The sequence below is a fragment of the Streptomyces sp. NPDC096132 genome (genome assembly GCF_044763345.1).
In the GTDB taxonomy this organism is placed as follows: Bacteria; Actinomycetota; Actinomycetes; order Streptomycetales; family Streptomycetaceae; genus Streptomyces.
The window spans coordinates 432,185-446,142 of record NZ_JBIWGA010000007.1; the positions used below are offsets into that span (position 1 = coordinate 432,185).

The 13,958-nt window shown below is 71.4% G+C and carries 14 protein-coding genes, 1 tRNA gene and 1 pseudogene; 10 read left to right on the forward strand and 6 right to left on the reverse strand.

The window, feature by feature from the left end:
• Window positions 1-2: 2 nt before the first annotated feature.
• On the reverse strand, window positions 3-803 hold the full coding sequence (locus ACIRF9_RS19985; protein WP_403823559.1) for a lysophospholipase: 801 nt from the start codon (window positions 801-803) through the stop codon (window positions 3-5).
• Window positions 804-905: 102 nt separating this feature from the next.
• Here ACIRF9_RS19985 and ACIRF9_RS19990 point away from each other — a divergent pair, with 102 nt between their 5' ends.
• Window positions 906-2,093 carry a thiolase family protein gene (locus ACIRF9_RS19990; RefSeq protein ID WP_403823562.1) on the forward strand — a complete coding sequence of 396 codons (1,188 nt, stop codon included), beginning with the start codon at window positions 906-908 and terminating at the stop codon, window positions 2,091-2,093.
• 72 nt (window positions 2,094-2,165) lie between these two features.
• The gene (locus ACIRF9_RS19995) at window positions 2,166-2,939 is read left to right on the forward strand and encodes a sulfite exporter TauE/SafE family protein (RefSeq protein ID WP_403823565.1); all 774 of its coding nucleotides are present in this window, start codon (window positions 2,166-2,168) and stop codon (window positions 2,937-2,939) included.
• On the opposite strand, the gene ACIRF9_RS20000 is transcribed toward ACIRF9_RS19995, so the two are convergent.
• The 4 genes and pseudogenes from ACIRF9_RS20000 to ACIRF9_RS20015 all read right to left on the reverse strand — a co-directional run bounded on the left by ACIRF9_RS20000 (window position 2,928) and on the right by ACIRF9_RS20015 (window position 6,124).
• Window positions 2,928-3,719 carry an HAD-IIA family hydrolase gene (locus ACIRF9_RS20000; RefSeq protein WP_403823568.1) on the reverse strand — a complete coding sequence of 264 codons (792 nt, stop codon included), beginning with the start codon at window positions 3,717-3,719 and terminating at the stop codon, window positions 2,928-2,930. The genes ACIRF9_RS19995 and ACIRF9_RS20000 overlap by 12 nt on opposite strands.
• Window positions 3,720-3,779: 60 nt before the next feature.
• Window positions 3,780-4,698 (reverse strand): annotated as a pseudogene (locus ACIRF9_RS20005) (MFS transporter).
• A 49-nt stretch (window positions 4,699-4,747) separates the two neighbouring features.
• A complete protein-coding gene (gene cobF, locus ACIRF9_RS20010) occupies window positions 4,748-5,521 on the reverse strand; it encodes a precorrin-6A synthase (deacetylating) (RefSeq protein WP_403823571.1) in 774 nt (257 codons plus the stop codon).
• Window positions 5,522-5,566: 45 nt separating this feature from the next.
• Complete coding sequence (locus tag ACIRF9_RS20015; protein ID WP_403823574.1) at window positions 5,567-6,124, reverse strand: DUF309 domain-containing protein; 558 nt, start codon at window positions 6,122-6,124, stop codon at window positions 5,567-5,569.
• 100 nt (window positions 6,125-6,224) lie between these two features.
• Between ACIRF9_RS20015 and ACIRF9_RS20020 the strand changes: the two genes are divergently transcribed.
• From ACIRF9_RS20020 to ACIRF9_RS20040, 5 genes are all read left to right on the forward strand, one after another.
• Window positions 6,225-6,301, forward strand: a tRNA-Pro gene (locus tag ACIRF9_RS20020).
• Window positions 6,302-6,652: 351 nt separating this feature from the next.
• Entirely contained in the window at window positions 6,653-7,639 is a 987-nt protein-coding gene (locus ACIRF9_RS20025; protein ID WP_403823576.1) for an aldo/keto reductase, read from the forward strand.
• Window positions 7,640-7,675: 36 nt separating this feature from the next.
• A complete protein-coding gene (locus ACIRF9_RS20030) occupies window positions 7,676-8,248 on the forward strand; it encodes a TetR/AcrR family transcriptional regulator (RefSeq protein WP_403823579.1) in 573 nt (190 codons plus the stop codon).
• A 116-nt stretch (window positions 8,249-8,364) separates the two neighbouring features.
• Complete coding sequence (locus tag ACIRF9_RS20035; protein WP_403823582.1) at window positions 8,365-9,543, forward strand: acyl-CoA dehydrogenase family protein; 1,179 nt, start codon at window positions 8,365-8,367, stop codon at window positions 9,541-9,543.
• Window positions 9,544-9,545: 2 nt separating this feature from the next.
• Window positions 9,546-10,304, forward strand: coding sequence for an SDR family NAD(P)-dependent oxidoreductase (locus ACIRF9_RS20040; protein WP_403823585.1), 759 nt, complete (start codon window positions 9,546-9,548; stop codon window positions 10,302-10,304).
• Window positions 10,305-10,310: 6 nt separating this feature from the next.
• On the opposite strand, the gene ACIRF9_RS20045 is transcribed toward ACIRF9_RS20040, so the two are convergent.
• Entirely contained in the window at window positions 10,311-11,096 is a 786-nt protein-coding gene (locus tag ACIRF9_RS20045; protein ID WP_403823587.1) for a GntR family transcriptional regulator, read from the reverse strand.
• A gap of 400 nt (window positions 11,097-11,496) precedes the next feature.
• Between ACIRF9_RS20045 and ACIRF9_RS20050 the strand changes: the two genes are divergently transcribed.
• From ACIRF9_RS20050 to ACIRF9_RS20060, 3 genes are all read left to right on the forward strand, one after another.
• The gene (locus ACIRF9_RS20050) at window positions 11,497-12,513 is read left to right on the forward strand and encodes a sugar ABC transporter substrate-binding protein (protein WP_403823590.1); all 1,017 of its coding nucleotides are present in this window, start codon (window positions 11,497-11,499) and stop codon (window positions 12,511-12,513) included.
• Entirely contained in the window at window positions 12,513-13,589 is a 1,077-nt protein-coding gene (locus ACIRF9_RS20055) for an ABC transporter permease (protein ID WP_403823592.1), read from the forward strand. Before ACIRF9_RS20050 ends, ACIRF9_RS20055 begins: the two co-directional genes overlap by 1 nt.
• A gap of 4 nt (window positions 13,590-13,593) precedes the next feature.
• On the forward strand, window positions 13,594-13,958 hold a 365-nt coding region (locus ACIRF9_RS20060; RefSeq protein ID WP_403823595.1), incomplete at its 3' end, for an ATP-binding cassette domain-containing protein.

Below are 13,958 nucleotides of genomic sequence, written 5' to 3' on the forward strand. Positions count from 1 at the left end.
TCTCAGTGGGTGAGCGTCCGGTCCAGGAAGTCCGTCAGGTCCACGAACACCTGCTTCCTGTTCGTCTCGTTGAACACCTCGTGCCGGGCCCCGGCATAGATCCGCTCGGTCAGCCCGTCCCCGCCGAGCCGCTCGACCCCGACCCGGCTGCCGGGCAGCGGGACCAGCCGGTCGTCGTCGCCGTGCAGCCACAGCAGCGGGAGCGGACCGACGGCGCCCTCCTCGGCGACGGTCTCCAGGGCCCGGACGAAGGCCTCCAGCGTCGGCCGTTTCATCGGCCCGTGCCAGACCAGCGGATCCGCCGCGTACGCCGTCCCGACCGCGGGGTCACGGGAGAGCGAGGCGGGGCTGATGGGGATGTCGGGGATCTCCTCGTACGCCAGCAGCCGCCCGGGCAGCTCCCAGGCGCCGATGACCGGCCCGGACAGCACGAGCGCGGCGAGCCCGGCACCGTAGCGCTGGGCGTACCGGGCCGCGATCAGGCCGCCCATCGAGTGCCCGATCAGGACCAGGGGAAGGTCCGGGTGCGCGGCCCGGGCGAGTTCCGCCACGGCCCGCACATCGGTGACCACGTCCTCGAAGTCCTCGATCCGCACCCGCTCGCCGGCCGACCTCCCGTGCCCCATGTGGTCGGGCGCGAACACGGCCGCGCCATGACCGGTCAGCACTCCGGCCAGTTCCTCGTAGCGGCCCGCGTGCTCCCCGTACCCGTGCACGACGAGGGCGACGTAGCGGGCGCTCCCGTTCGGCCACTCGTGTGCCGTGATCGCGCCCCGCGTGCCGGCGAGGACATGCTCGGCCATGACTCCTCCAACTGCGTCGGTGAAAGACCCGGAGGATCTTCCCAGGCGGTCGGGCCGAGGTCTACAGTCAAAAACTAGCAGCGCTAATCAAGGAGTCCCGTCGTGCGTCCCGTCCACTTCGCCGCCGCCCGCCGCACCCCCATCGGCCGACTGCGCGGCGCCCTGTCCCGCGTACGCCCCGACGACCTGGCCGCAGGCGTGATCCGCGCCCTGGTCGCCGACGTGCCCGCGCTCGACCCTGCCCGCGTCGACGACGTCTACTGGGGCGCCGCCAACCAGGCCGGCGAGGACAACCGCGATGTCGCCCGAATGGCCGTCCTCCTCGCGGGGCTCCCGGAGACCGTCCCCGGCGCCACGGTGAACCGGCTGTGCGCCTCCGGCCTGGAGGCCGTCACGACCGCCGCCCGGGCCATCGCCGCCGGTGAGGCCGACATCGTCCTCGCCGGCGGCTCCGAGTCGATGAGCCGCGCCCCCTTCGTGCTGGCCCGCCCCGACGAGGCACTGCCGCACCGCGTCGAGACCGTCGACACCCGCCTCGGCTGGCGGCTGGTCAACCCCGCGATGAAGGACCTGCACGGCCTGCTGTCCATGGGCGAGACGGCCGAGGAGGTCGCCGCACGCCACGGCGTCTCCCGCGAACGCCAGGACGAGTTCGCGCTGCGCAGCCACCGGCTCGCCGCGCTGGCCCGCAAGAACGGCCACTTCGACGACGAACTCCTGCCCGTCCGGCGCCCGGACGGGGTGGTCGTCGACGCCGACGAGGGCATCCGCGAGGACACCTCGTACGAGAAGCTGGCGAGCCTGAAGCCGGTCTTCCGGCAGGGCGGCACGGTCACCGCGGGCAACGCCTCGCCCATGAACGACGGGGCGGCCGGACTCCTCCTCGTCAGCGAGGAGGCCCTGAACGAGCTCGGGCTCGAGTCGCTGGGCCGGTATGTCGCGGGCGCCTCCGCCGGGGTGCATCCGGACGTCATGGGCATCGGTCCGGTCCCGGCGACCCGGAAGGTGCTCGCCCGCGCGGGGTGGGGCGTCGAGGACGTCCAGGAGGCCGAGTTCAACGAGGCGTTCGCCGCCCAGGCCCTCGCCTGCGTCGACCAGCTGGGCATCGACCCGGACCTGGTCAACCCCAGCGGCGGCGCGATCGCCCTCGGCCACCCCCTCGGCTGCTCCGGCGCCCGCATCCTCACCACCCTGCTCCACCGCATGCGCCGCACGGGAGCGGAACGCGGCCTCGCGACCATGTGTGTGGGGGTGGGGCAGGGCAGCGCGGTGCTGGTCGAGCGGCACTGACGCCCCGTCGGGGCCAACTGGCGAGACGGTCCTTACATCAGAACATTAGCTGTGCGTAGCATCGGTCTCCGCATGAACACGATGACGTTGTGGCACATCACCGGCTGGGAGTTCGCCGCCCTCGCCTTCGCGGCCCTGCTGGTCGGCTTCTCCAAGACAGCCGTCAGCGGGGCCAACACGGTCAGCCTCGCGGTCTTCGCGGCGGTCCTGCCGGCCCGCGCCTCCACCGGAGTCCTGCTGCCGTTGCTGATCGCCGGGGACGTCCTGGCCGTCCTCACCTACCGGCGGCACGCCCACTGGCCCACGCTGTGGCGGCTGTTCCCGGCCGTCGCGGCCGGCGTGGTCGTCGGCACGGTCTTCCTGATGTGGGCCGACGACGGCGCGGTCCGCACCTCGATCGGCGCGATCCTGCTGCTGATGGCGGGCGTCACGCTGTGGCGCCGCCGCAGCGCCGAGGCGGCCGACGATCCCGACGAGGTGGTCACCCGAGCGGGCCGCGTCAAGGCCCGCTCCTACGGCGTCCTCGGCGGCTTCACCACGATGGTCGCCAACGCGGGGGGCCCGGTGATGTCGATGTACCTGCTCTCGGCGGGCTTCCGCAAGCTCGGCTTCCTCGGCACCTCCGCCTTCTTCTTCCTCATCGTCAACCTCACCAAGGTCCCGTTCAGCGTCGGCCTGGGCCTGATCGACGGCCGCTCGCTGCTCCTGGACGCCGCCCTCGCCCTGTTCGTGGTCCCCGGCGCACTGCTCGGCAAGTGGGCGGTGCACCGCATCAACCAGCGGCTGTTCGAGCAGCTCGTCATCGCGGCGACCGTGGTGGGCGGCGTACAGCTGCTACTGCGCTAGCCCCAGCAGACCGGGAAGGTCCGCGAACGAGTCGACGACGTGGTCCGGGGTGCCGGTCGCCTCGTGGTGCGTCCGTGGGAGGTACTTGCCGGTCCTCACCAGCACCCCGGTGATGCCGGCCCGCTGCGCCGCCAGGACGTCCGACTCGATGTCGTCGCCCACCATCAGCGCCTCGTCAGCGCCCACCCCGAGATGTCCGAGGGCGGCCGCGAAGAACGCGGGGGACGGCTTCCCGGTGACCTCGGCCTCCACCCGGGCGGCCGCCTCCAGACCGGTCACGAACGCGCCGGAGTCCAGCCGCAGCCCGGCGTCCGTACGCCAGTACAGGTTCCGGTGCATCGCCACCAGCCGCGCACCCCGCTGGAGGTGGCCGAAGGCCCGGTCCAGCGCCGCGTACCCGAACTCGGGGCCGGCGCCGCCGACGACGACCACGTCGACATGGTCCCGCGCATCGTCCCCGGCGAGCGTGACGCCGGCCAGGTCCTCCGCGATGTCACCGCTGTTCAGCAGCGCGCACCGGGCTCCCGGGTGCCGCTCGGCGAGATGCGCGGCGGTCACCGCGGGGGCGGTGAGGACGTCCTCGGCGGTCACCGGAAAGCCGGCTTCGGCGAGCGTGCGGGCGATCGAGGCGCGCGTCCGGGAGGTCGTGTTGGTGACCAGGGCGACCGCGAGCCCCGCCTCCCGGACCGTGCGCAGCGCCTCGACCGTGCCCGGCAGCGGCTTCCACGAGACGGTCAGGACCCCGTCGATGTCGATCAGGACGGCACGCACAGCATCCATACGGGGACGATAGCGCCGGCATCGGCCGCCCGCCGGGCGACCTGGGCGGACGGCGGGTTCTCAGGAAGCGACGACCGCTGCTTCCGGTTCCGCGCGGCGGCGGGGGAGTCTGTCGCCGAGGTCCTCGACCAGGAGGCGTTTGGAGATGGTGTCGACCGCGGCGCGCAGGTCGTTGCCCGCCGGGTGGCCGATGTCCTGGGCCACCCGCTCCTCCAGCCGGCGGCCCCATGCCGCGCTGATGACCTCGGCCTCGCGCCCGCCCGCCTCGGTGAGGGAGAGGAGCGAGCCGTCGCGGGTCACGTACCCCTCGTCGGCCATGCGGTCGAACACCGGCAGCAGCACCTCGGGCGGCATCCGGCGGCGGGCGGCGATCAGACCGAGGCTCGCGTGGCCCACCATCCGTGTGTGCAGCTCGACCTGCGTCACCGCCCAGGCGCCCGCCACGTCGAGCCGGGTGTCGGACTCCTCGAAGAGCCGGCGCGCGGTGTCCATGCCCGCACCGCCGATGATCTTCGCGACGGAGGCCTCCAGCACCGGCTGCGACGGTCGCCACGCCGAACACGGCCCCGATCGCGCCCTGGTACTTGCCGCGCTCGCGCAGCGGGATCACATCGGCGATCAGCGCCATCGACGTGACCATCAGCCCGCCCGCGCCGACCCCCTGCATGGCCCGCCAGGCGATCAGCAGGGACATGTTGGTCGCCAGACCGCACAGGAACGAGCCCGTGATGAAGACGATCGCCGAGACCTGGAAGACCACCTTGCGGCCGAACAGGTCGCCGAACTTCCCGACCAGCACGGTCGCCACGGTCTCCGCGAGCAGGTACGAGGTCACCACCCACGACATGTGCGCGGCACCGCCGAGGTCCGACACGATCGTCGGCGGCGCGGTGCCCACGATCGTCTGGTCCAGCGCCGCGAGCAGGATCCCCAGCACGATCGTCACGAAGACGATGTTCCGGCGGCCCGCGTCCAGCACGGGCGGCTGGGCGGCGGACTAGCCACGCATGCCGGGCGGGCCGCTCGGGCTAGCCCTCCTTCGGCCTGCGGCGCAGCAGGTACGTGTCCATGATCCAGCCCTTGCGCTCGCGTGCCTCGGCGCGCAGCCGCTCGATGCGGGGGCCGGCCTCGGCGATCGGGCCGGAGGCGAGGATCTCGTCCGGGGTGCCTATGTAGGCGCCCCAGTAGATGTCGATGTCCTCCTCGGCGTACTGCCGGAACGTCTGGTGGGCGTCCAGCATCACCACCACGTCGTCCACACCCTCCGGGAACCCCTCGGCGAGCCGCCGCCCGGTGGTGATCTGCACCGGCCGCGCCACCCGGTTCAGGCCCGTGCGGTGCCGGGCGACCAGCGCCGAGACGCTGCTGATGCCGGGCACCACGTCGTACTCGAACGCCACCGCGCCCCGCTCCAGGACCTCCTCCAGGATCCCGAGCGTGCTGTCGTACAGCGCGGGGTCGCCCCAGACCAGGAACGCGCCGCTCTCGTCCTCGCCGAGCTCCCCGGCGATCAGCCGCTCGTAGATCTCCGCCCGGGCGCTGCGCCAGTCGCCGACCGCGGGGGAGTAGCCGGCCCCGCCGGCCCGGCGGTCCCGCTCCGGATCCCGGGCCTCGACGACCCGGTACGCGCCCTGCGGTATGTGCGTCTCGAGCAGGTCCCGGCGCAGCCGCGTCAGGTCGCTCTTCACCTCGCCCTTGTCCAGGACGAAGAACACGTCCGTGCTCCGCAGGGCCCGCACGGCCTGCAGGGTGAGCTGGTCGGGGTCGCCCGCTCCGATACCGATGACATGAATCTTTCGCACGCCACCGAGTCTGCCCTACGCCACTGACAGTGACGGGGGCGGGAGTCAGCGCAGCCGGGGCGCGTGCCGTGCCGCGTCCGTCGCCGCGCCCGTCCGCTCCACGTCGTCCGCCAGCGCACGCGCACAGCGGGCGAGGGCCGCGAGATCCATCCCGTACGGACGCGTCCGCCCCGCGTCCGTCGCCCACTCCTCGATGGCCCCGGCGCCGCGCCGCAGCAGCCGGGGCCCGCCCGTGAGGTTGCCCCGGGCCGCGTGGGTGAGGCCCACCGCGAGCTGGGCGAGGCCGCGCCACAGCGCGCGCTCCGCGTCGGGGCCCGACTTCCAGGCGTCCTCGAAGACCTCGTGCGCATGGAACGGCTTCCCCGCGTCCAGCAGGGCCTGCGCCTCGGCGACGGTCTCCTCGGGGGTGCGTACGACCCCCTCGGGCTGCCGTTCCACCCCGGCCGCGTCGTACGGCAGGGGCCGGCCCAGCCCGTCCCGGGGCCGGGCGCTGCGGGCCCGCCCCTCGCCGTCCCGGTCCCGCGCCGCGACGGACCGGCCGCCGCCCGCACCTCCCGTGCTCGCCGCGCCGCGCGCGCTGTCTGTCCTGCCCGAACGGTCCATACGCCGATTGTCCCGCGCCGGGGTCCCCTTCGGCGCGGCGCCCGGCGTGGGGTAAAGTGCTGTTCGCGCGATCACGCGGACATCCGTGACGATCTCGCACCGGGACGTGGCGCAGCTTGGTAGCGCACTTGACTGGGGGTCAAGGGGTCGCAGGTTCAAATCCTGTCGTCCCGACCAGCTTCGCAGCGGTCGGAGGCCGTCTTCTCGAACACGGGAAGGCGGCCTTTTCCGTCTGCCGGGAGAGACGATGGGCGCGGTCCGCAGGGTCGCGGCGCAGCGGAAGGTCGCACTGAAGACGGTGGCGGTCCAGGGGTCCGTCACGCTGCACACGACGACGCGGACGAGCTGGGCGCGGCCGCCCATCTGGTGTGCCCCTACTCCAAGGCCACCCGGGACAACATCCCGGTCACCATCGAGGCGACGGTCGTCTGATCCGGGCAAGAGCCTTGCCTTGAAGCGCACTTCAAGCTGAAGACTCCCTTTCGAGCCGGAGCCGACCACGGATCCGGCCGAACGGGAGGGCACACCATGAAGTACCGCACCATCGGCACCGACCCCGCCACCCGTCGCGAGGTCAGCGTGCTCGCGCTCGGCGCGATGCTGTTCGGGTCGGTGACGGACGAGAAGACGTCGTTCGCGATCCTCGACCGCTATGTCGAGGCCGGCGGCACCTTCGTCGACACCTCCGACAACTACGCGTTCTGGGTCGACGGAAGCCAGGGCGGCCAGAGCGAGGAACTCCTCGGCCGATGGCGGCGCAGCCGCGGCGTCGGCGACGAGATCGTCATCGCCACCAAGCTCGGCGCCCGCCCCCTGGCCCCGGGCACCAGCTACACCGACAACGCGGAGGGCCTCTCGGCGAAGGTGATCCGCGAGTCGGCCGAACGCAGCCGGGACCGGCTCGGCGTGGAGAAGCTGGACCTGCTGTACGCGCACATCGACGACCACACCGTCCCGCAGCGCGAGACCGTCGAGGCGTTCGGGGAACTCGTCGCCGAGGGCGCGGTCGGCCTGCTCGGGGTGAGCAACCAGGCGATCTGGCGGGTGGAGCGGGCCCGCGCCCTCGCCGCCGCGGCCGGGCTGCCCGGCTACGAGGTGCTGCAGTACCAGCACAGCCATCTGCGCCCCCGCAGCGACGTCCCCGACGACCTCTTCCCGGACGGCAGCCTCGGGCACGCCGGCCCGGAACTCCTCGGCTATCTGCGGGCCGAGCCCGGACTGACCCTGGTCGCGTACTCGCCGCTGCTCAAGGGCGCGTACACCCGCGAGGACCGGCCGCTGCCGGCCGACTACGACCACCCGGGCACCCCGGCCCGGCTCGCCGCCTTGCGGGACGTCGCCCGCGAGATCGGCGCGAGCGTCAACCAGGTCGTGCTGGCCTGGCAGTTGGGCGGTGAGCTGCCGATCGTTCCGCTGGCCGGCGCGTCCTCCGTGGCGCAACTGGAGGAGAACTTTGCCGCCGTGGACCTGGAGCTGACCGAGGACCAGCGGGCCCGGCTGGACGCCGCACACTGATGACCGGGGAGTAACAAAGGGGGCTAACCTGGGATCATGCCGTCCACCCGCCGTACCGCCCGACAGGCCGACCTGCTGGAACGACTCGTCGCGCTGCTCACGGCGGAGGGGTTCTCCGCCCTCACCCTCGACGACCTCGCCGAGCGGCTGCGCTGCTCGAAGACCACGCTCTACCAGCTCGCCCGCAGCAAGCAGGGCCTGGTCGTCGAGGCGGTCAAGCACTACTTCCGCGGCGCGACGGAGGCCGTGGAGAAGCGGGTGGCGCAGACCGTGGACCCCTCGGACCGGGTTCGGGTGTACCTCACCACCGTGGCTGAACAGCTGCGCCCGCTCTCGCGCGCCTTCCTCGACGACGTGGCGGACTTCCCGCCCGCCCGCGAGGTGTACGAGGCCAACACGCGGATGGCCGCGGAGCGGGTGCGGCAGCTGATCGCCGAGGGGGTCTCCGGCGGCGCCTTCCGGGACGTGCACACCGCGTTCGTCGGCGAGGTCGCCGCCGCGACCATGCGTCAGATCCAGCAGGGCGAGCTGAAGGCGCGCACCGGGCTGACCGACGCGGAGGCCTACGAGCAGCTCGCCTCGCTGATCGTGCACGCCGTGTCGTCCTGACCCCGACACCCGATCGACACCTTCCGGGGGGCTGCGTCACGCCCCGGTGCCGTACTGTGAATGATACGATCGTACGCACTCCAGTATCATTCCCAGTACTACTCGTGGAGGTCACCATGCCTGCCACTCGCGCCCTGCCGACCGAGGAAGCCGTGGAGCTCATCCAGCTCACCCGCACCCTCGCCGCCAAGGAACTCGCACCCCGGGTCGCCGAGGCGGAGGCGGACGGGGCGTTCCCCCGGGACGCCTTCCGCACCCTCGGCCGCAGCGGTCTGCTCGGACTGCCGTTCGCCGAGGAGTACGGCGGGGCGGGGCAGCCGTACGAGGTCTATCTCCAGGTGCTGGAGGAGGTCGCCGCGGTCTGGTCGAGCGTCGCCGTGGGCATCTCCGTGCACGCCCTGTCCTGCTTCCCGCTCGCCCGCTTCGGCACCGAGGAACAGCGCCGGAAGTGGCTGCCCGACATGCTGGGCGGTGAGCTGCTCGGCGCCTACTGCCTGTCCGAGCCGCACGCCGGTTCCGACCCTGCGGCCATGCTGACCCGGGCGGTCCGCGACGGCGACGACTACGTCCTGAACGGCGCCAAGGCCTGGACCACCCACGGCGGGTACGCCGACTTCTACACGGTCATGGCCCGCACCTCCGACGACCGCGGCCACGGCATCTCCTGCTTCCTCGTCCCGGCGGACACCCCGGGGCTCAGCGCCGATCCGCCGGAGCGGAAGATGGGGCTGACCGGGTCGGCCACCGCCACCATGCGTCTCGACGACGTCCGGGTGCCGGCCGAGCGGCGGATCGGGGAGGAGGGGCAGGGGCTGAAGATCGCGCTCGCCTCCCTCGACTGCGGCCGGCTCGGCATCGCGGCCGTCGCCACCGGCCTGGCCCAGGGCGCCCTCGACCACGCGGTGCGGTACGCGCGGGAGCGGGAGACCTTCGGCAAGCCGATCATCGAGCACCAGGGGCTGGCGTTCGTCCTGGCCGACATGGGGGCCGCGATCGAGTCGGCGCGCGCCACCGCGCTGTCCGCCGCGCGGCTGAAGGACCTCGGCCTGCCCTTCACACGGGAGGCGTCGATCGCCAAACTCGTGGCCACGGACAACGCCATGAAGGTGACCACGGACGCCGTGCAGGTCCTCGGCGGATACGGGTACACACGCGACTTCCCCGTCGAGCGCTACATGCGCGAGGCCAAGGTCATGCAGATCTTCGAAGGAACCAACCAGATCCAGCGCATGATCATCTCCCGTGCGCTGGACCGTAACGACGGCGGTGTGCTCACCGCCCTCGGCAAGGAGTGATGATGCAGCTCGCCCACACCGCCGCCCTCGTCACCGGCGGTGCGTCCGGCCTCGGCGCGGCCACCGCGAAGGCTCTCGCCGAGCGTGGCGCCCGGGTCTTCGCCCTCGACCTCAAGGACGGCATCGACAAGGCGCCCGAGGTCGACGGCGTCACCTACGTCCCGACCGACGTCACCGACCCCGAGCAGGTCCGCGCCGCCGTCGCCGTCGCGGCGGGCGCGGGCGTCCCGCTGCGGACGGTCGTCAACTGCGCCGGCATCGGCCCGTCCGCGCGGATCCTCGGCAAGAAGGGCGTCCACGACCTGGGCCTGTACGCCAAGGTCATCCAGGTCAACCTGATCGGCACCTTCAACGTGCTCGCGCTCGCCTCCGAGGCGATCGCCGAGACCGGGGCGGACGAGAACGGCCAGCGGGGCGTGATCGTCAACACCGCGTCCATCGCCGCGTACGACGGCCAGATCGGCCAGGCCGCCTACTCGTCGTCCAAGGGCGGCGTCGTGGGCCTGACCCTGCCCGCCGCCCGCGACCTGGCCCAGTACGGCATCCGGGTGTGCACCATCGCCCCGGGCATCGTGGAGACGCCGATGCTGGCCACTGTGTCCGAGGAGTTCCGCGCGGGCCTCGCGGCCGGTGTGCCCTTCCCGCAGCGGCTCGCCCGGCCCGAGGAGTACGCCCAGCTCGCCCTGTCGATCATCGACCACGACTACCTCAACGGCGAGACCATCCGCATGGACGGCGCGCTGCGGATGGCGCCCCGCTAGCGGTGCCTATGCCCTGACCAGCAGCTGGAAGTCGAACGCGTACCGGGACGCACGGTAGATGTGCGTCCCGTACTCGACCGGCCGGCCGGTGTCGTCGTACGCCGTGCGCTGCATGGTCAGCAGGGCCGCGCCCTCCTCCTCCGCGAGGAGCTCGGCCTCCTCGGTGGTGGCCGAGCGGGCGCCGATGGTCTGGCGGGCGCTGTGCAGGGTGATGCCGCTGGAGCGCATCAGGTGGTACAGGCCGGTGGCCTCCAGCCGCTCCGTGTCGAGGTCGAGCAGGGCCGGGGGCAGGTAGTTGCACAGGAACGCCACCGGCTCGCCGTGCGCCGAGCGCAGCCGCTCCAGGAGCGTGACCTCGGCGCCCTCCGCGATCCCCAGGGCGGCCGCCACGTCCGCGGTCGCGGGGACGCGTTCGTTGCGCAGGACATGCGTGGTGGGCCCCTGTCCGGCCGCCTCCAGGTCGTCGTAGAGACTGCTGAGCTCCAGCGGCCGCTTCACCTGGCTGTGCACGACCTGCGTGCCGACCCCCCGGCGCCGCACCAGCAGGCCCTTGTCGACCAGCGACTGGATGGCCTGGCGGACCGTGGGGCGGGACAGGCCGAGGCGGGTCGACAGGTCGATCTCGTTGCCCAGGAGGTTGCCCGGGGCGAGCGCGCCGTGCTCGATGGCCGACTCCAGCTGCTGGGCCAACTGGTAGTAGAGCGGCACGGGGCTGGAGCGGTCGAGCGCGAAGTCCAGCCCGTCCAGCGCCGAACCGGCCACCCCGCGGGTACGTTCACCGGTCTTCGCCATCGGGAGTACCTCCTGTGTCGGCCGCGCAGCGGATCGTCTCTTCCGGAGACCTCCGCGAGTCGTTCACACGTGCGAGGGGTACACCCGTGTGCGAGGGGTAGAGATCGTTCTCTCGGGGGTCCGGCGTCTCCCAGGTGTAGGTCCCGGTGGCCTCTGCTGTCAATGGTTTGTTCTTACATTCGGACCTGTTCGTGAAATGATGTCTTAACAAAGTATTGACAGCGGGCGTGTCAGGGGATTGGATCCCGTCCCAGCAGTGAACGCGCCGAGACCGCACAAACCGAACACTCGCGGACCCGGCCCCATGGCCCCACCCTGAGCAGTAACGGGCCCCGGATTCCCCTCGTCGTCTCCCCTTTCCCCGGTTGTTTCCCCCGTCGCACAGTGAGGTGCAGGAAAGATGGACAGCTCTTCGCCCCGCTCCCGCAGAATCGCCCCGGTCGTGGCCATGGCCGCGGCGGTGGCCCTGACCCTCGCGGGCTGCTCCAGCAGCTCCGGTGGCAAGAAGGCCGAGGAGAGCGCGGACGGCGCCTCCGCGGGCAAGGCGAGCACCCCGCAGATGACGGTGGCGCTGGTGACCCACCAGTCGCCCGGCGACACCTTCTGGGACATCGTCCGCAAGGGCGCCGAGGCCGCCGCGGCCAAGGACAACGTCAAGCTGATCTACTCCGCGGACCCGAACGCGGGCAACCAGTCCAACCTGGTCCAGAACGCCATCGACCAGAAGGTCGACGGCATCGCCATCACCCTCGCCAAGCCCGACGCCCTCAAGGACGTGGTGGCCAAGGCGAAGGCCGCGAACATACCGGTCGTCGGCCTCAACTCCGGTGTGAGCGAGTGGCAGAAGCTCGGTCTCATGGAGTTCTTCGGCCAGGACGAGACCGTCGCCGGTGAGGCGCTGGGCAAGCGGCTCAACGAGGAAGGCGCCAAGAAGGCCGTCTGTGTCATCCAGGAGCAGGGCAACATCGGCCTCACCCAGCGCTGCGACGGCGTGAAGAAGACGTTCTCGGGCACCACCGAGGTCCTGAACGTCAACGGCACCGACATGCCGTCCGTGAAGTCGACGATCACCGCCAAGCTCAGCCAGGACAAGGCCATCGACTACGTCGTCACGCTCGGCGCCCCCTTCGCCCTGACCGCGGTGCAGTCGGCGTCCGACGCCGGCAGCAAGGCGAAGATCGCCACCTTCGACCTCAACAAGGACCTGACCGGAGCCATCAGCAAGGGCACGATCCAGTTCGCCGTCGACCAGCAGCCCTACCTCCAGGGCTACCTGGCGATCGACTCGCTGTGGCTCTACAAGAACAACGGCAACTACATGGGTGGCGGGGAGCAGCCGGTGCTGACCGGCCCGGCCTTCGTCGACAAGACCAACGTCGACTCGGTCGCCGCGTTCGCCGCCAAGGGAACCCGGTGATGAGCATGACCCATCACGCCGAGCCGGCGGTGACCACACCGCCGGCCTCCGGCCCGAAGCAGACCGACGGCCGGACCGCCAGGCGGCCCCTGGCCCTGCGGCTGCTGGCCCGCCCCGAGGTCGGTGTCTTCCTCGGCGCGGTCGCGGTGTACGTGTTCTTCCTCATCACGGCCCCGCCGGTGCGCGAGGCCGCCTCGATGGCGAACATCCTCTACCAGTCGTCCACCATCGGGATCATGGCCCTGCCGGTGGCCCTGCTGATGATCGGCGGCGAGTTCGACCTGTCCGCCGGTGTCGCGGTGATCACCTCGGCGCTGACGGCGAGCATGCTCAGCTACCAGCTCACCATGAACGTGTGGGTCGGTGTGGTCGTCGCGCTCCTGGTCTCCCTCGCCATCGGCTTCTTCAACGGCTGGATGGTGATGAAGACCGGGCTGCCCAGCTTCCTGATCACCCTGGGCACCTTCCTGATCCTCCAGGGTGCCAACCTCGCGATCACCAAGCTGGTCACCACCAACGTGGCCACCGACGACATCAGCGACATGGACGGCTTCGACCAGGCGAAGAAGATCTTCGCCTCGTCCTTCGACATCGGCGGCGTCCAGGTGAAGATCACCATCTTCTACTGGCTGGCCTTCGCGGCCATCGCCACCTGGATCCTGCTGCGCACCCGCTACGGCAACTGGATCTTCGCGGTCGGCGGGAACAAGGAGAGCGCACGGGCGGTCGGCGTGCCCGTGAACTTCACCAAGATCTCGCTGTTCATGCTGGTCGGCTTCGGCGCCTGGTTCGTCGGCATGCACCAGCTGTTCACCTTCAACACCGTGCAGTCAGGCGAGGGCGTCGGCCAGGAGCTGATCTACATCTCCGCGGCCGTGATCGGCGGCTGTCTGCTGACCGGCGGCGCCGGCAGCGCGATCGGCCCGGTCTTCGGCGCCTTCATGTTCGGCATGGTGCAGCAGGGCATCGTCTACGCCGGCTGGAACCCCGACTGGTTCAAGGCATTCCTCGGCGTGATGCTCCTCGGCGCCGTCCTGATCAATCTGTGGGTCAGCCGCACGGCGACCCGGAGGTGACCCCATGACATCCAGCAACGGAACCGGCACCCACGGGGCCATCATCGCGGACACCGTCCCCGAGAACGGGGACGCGGCGATCGTCGAGCTGCGCAACGCCGGAAAGTCCTACGGCAACATCCGCGCCCTGCACGGCGTCGACCTGAAGGTGCACCCGGGCAAGGTGACCTGCGTGCTCGGCGACAACGGCGCCGGCAAGTCCACCCTCATCAAGATCGTCTCCGGGCTGCACCAGCACACCGAGGGCGAGTTCCTCGTCGACAACCAGCCGGTGCGCTTCTCCACCCCCCGCGAGGCCCTCGACAAGGGCATCGCCACCGTCTACCAGGACCTGGCGACGGTCCCGCTCATGCCGGTGTGGCGCAACTT

Coding starts and splice junctions, on each gene's coding strand:
- ACIRF9_RS19985 (WP_403823559.1), bottom strand. CDS start 803: ATGGCCGAGCATGTCCTCGCCGGCACGCGGGGCGCGATCACGGCACAC.
- ACIRF9_RS19995 (WP_403823565.1), top strand. CDS start 2,166: ATGAACACGATGACGTTGTGGCACATCACCGGCTGGGAGTTCGCCGCC.
- ACIRF9_RS20000 (WP_403823568.1), bottom strand. CDS start 3,719: ATGGATGCTGTGCGTGCCGTCCTGATCGACATCGACGGGGTCCTGACC.
- ACIRF9_RS20015 (WP_403823574.1), bottom strand. CDS start 6,124: ATGGACCGTTCGGGCAGGACAGACAGCGCGCGCGGCGCGGCGAGCACG.
- ACIRF9_RS20025 (WP_403823576.1), top strand. CDS start 6,653: ATGAAGTACCGCACCATCGGCACCGACCCCGCCACCCGTCGCGAGGTC.
- ACIRF9_RS20030 (WP_403823579.1), top strand. CDS start 7,676: ATGCCGTCCACCCGCCGTACCGCCCGACAGGCCGACCTGCTGGAACGA.
- ACIRF9_RS20035 (WP_403823582.1), top strand. CDS start 8,365: ATGCCTGCCACTCGCGCCCTGCCGACCGAGGAAGCCGTGGAGCTCATC.
- ACIRF9_RS20040 (WP_403823585.1), top strand. CDS start 9,546: ATGCAGCTCGCCCACACCGCCGCCCTCGTCACCGGCGGTGCGTCCGGC.
- ACIRF9_RS20045 (WP_403823587.1), bottom strand. CDS start 11,096: ATGGCGAAGACCGGTGAACGTACCCGCGGGGTGGCCGGTTCGGCGCTG.
- ACIRF9_RS20050 (WP_403823590.1), top strand. CDS start 11,497: ATGGACAGCTCTTCGCCCCGCTCCCGCAGAATCGCCCCGGTCGTGGCC.
- ACIRF9_RS20055 (WP_403823592.1), top strand. CDS start 12,513: ATGAGCATGACCCATCACGCCGAGCCGGCGGTGACCACACCGCCGGCC.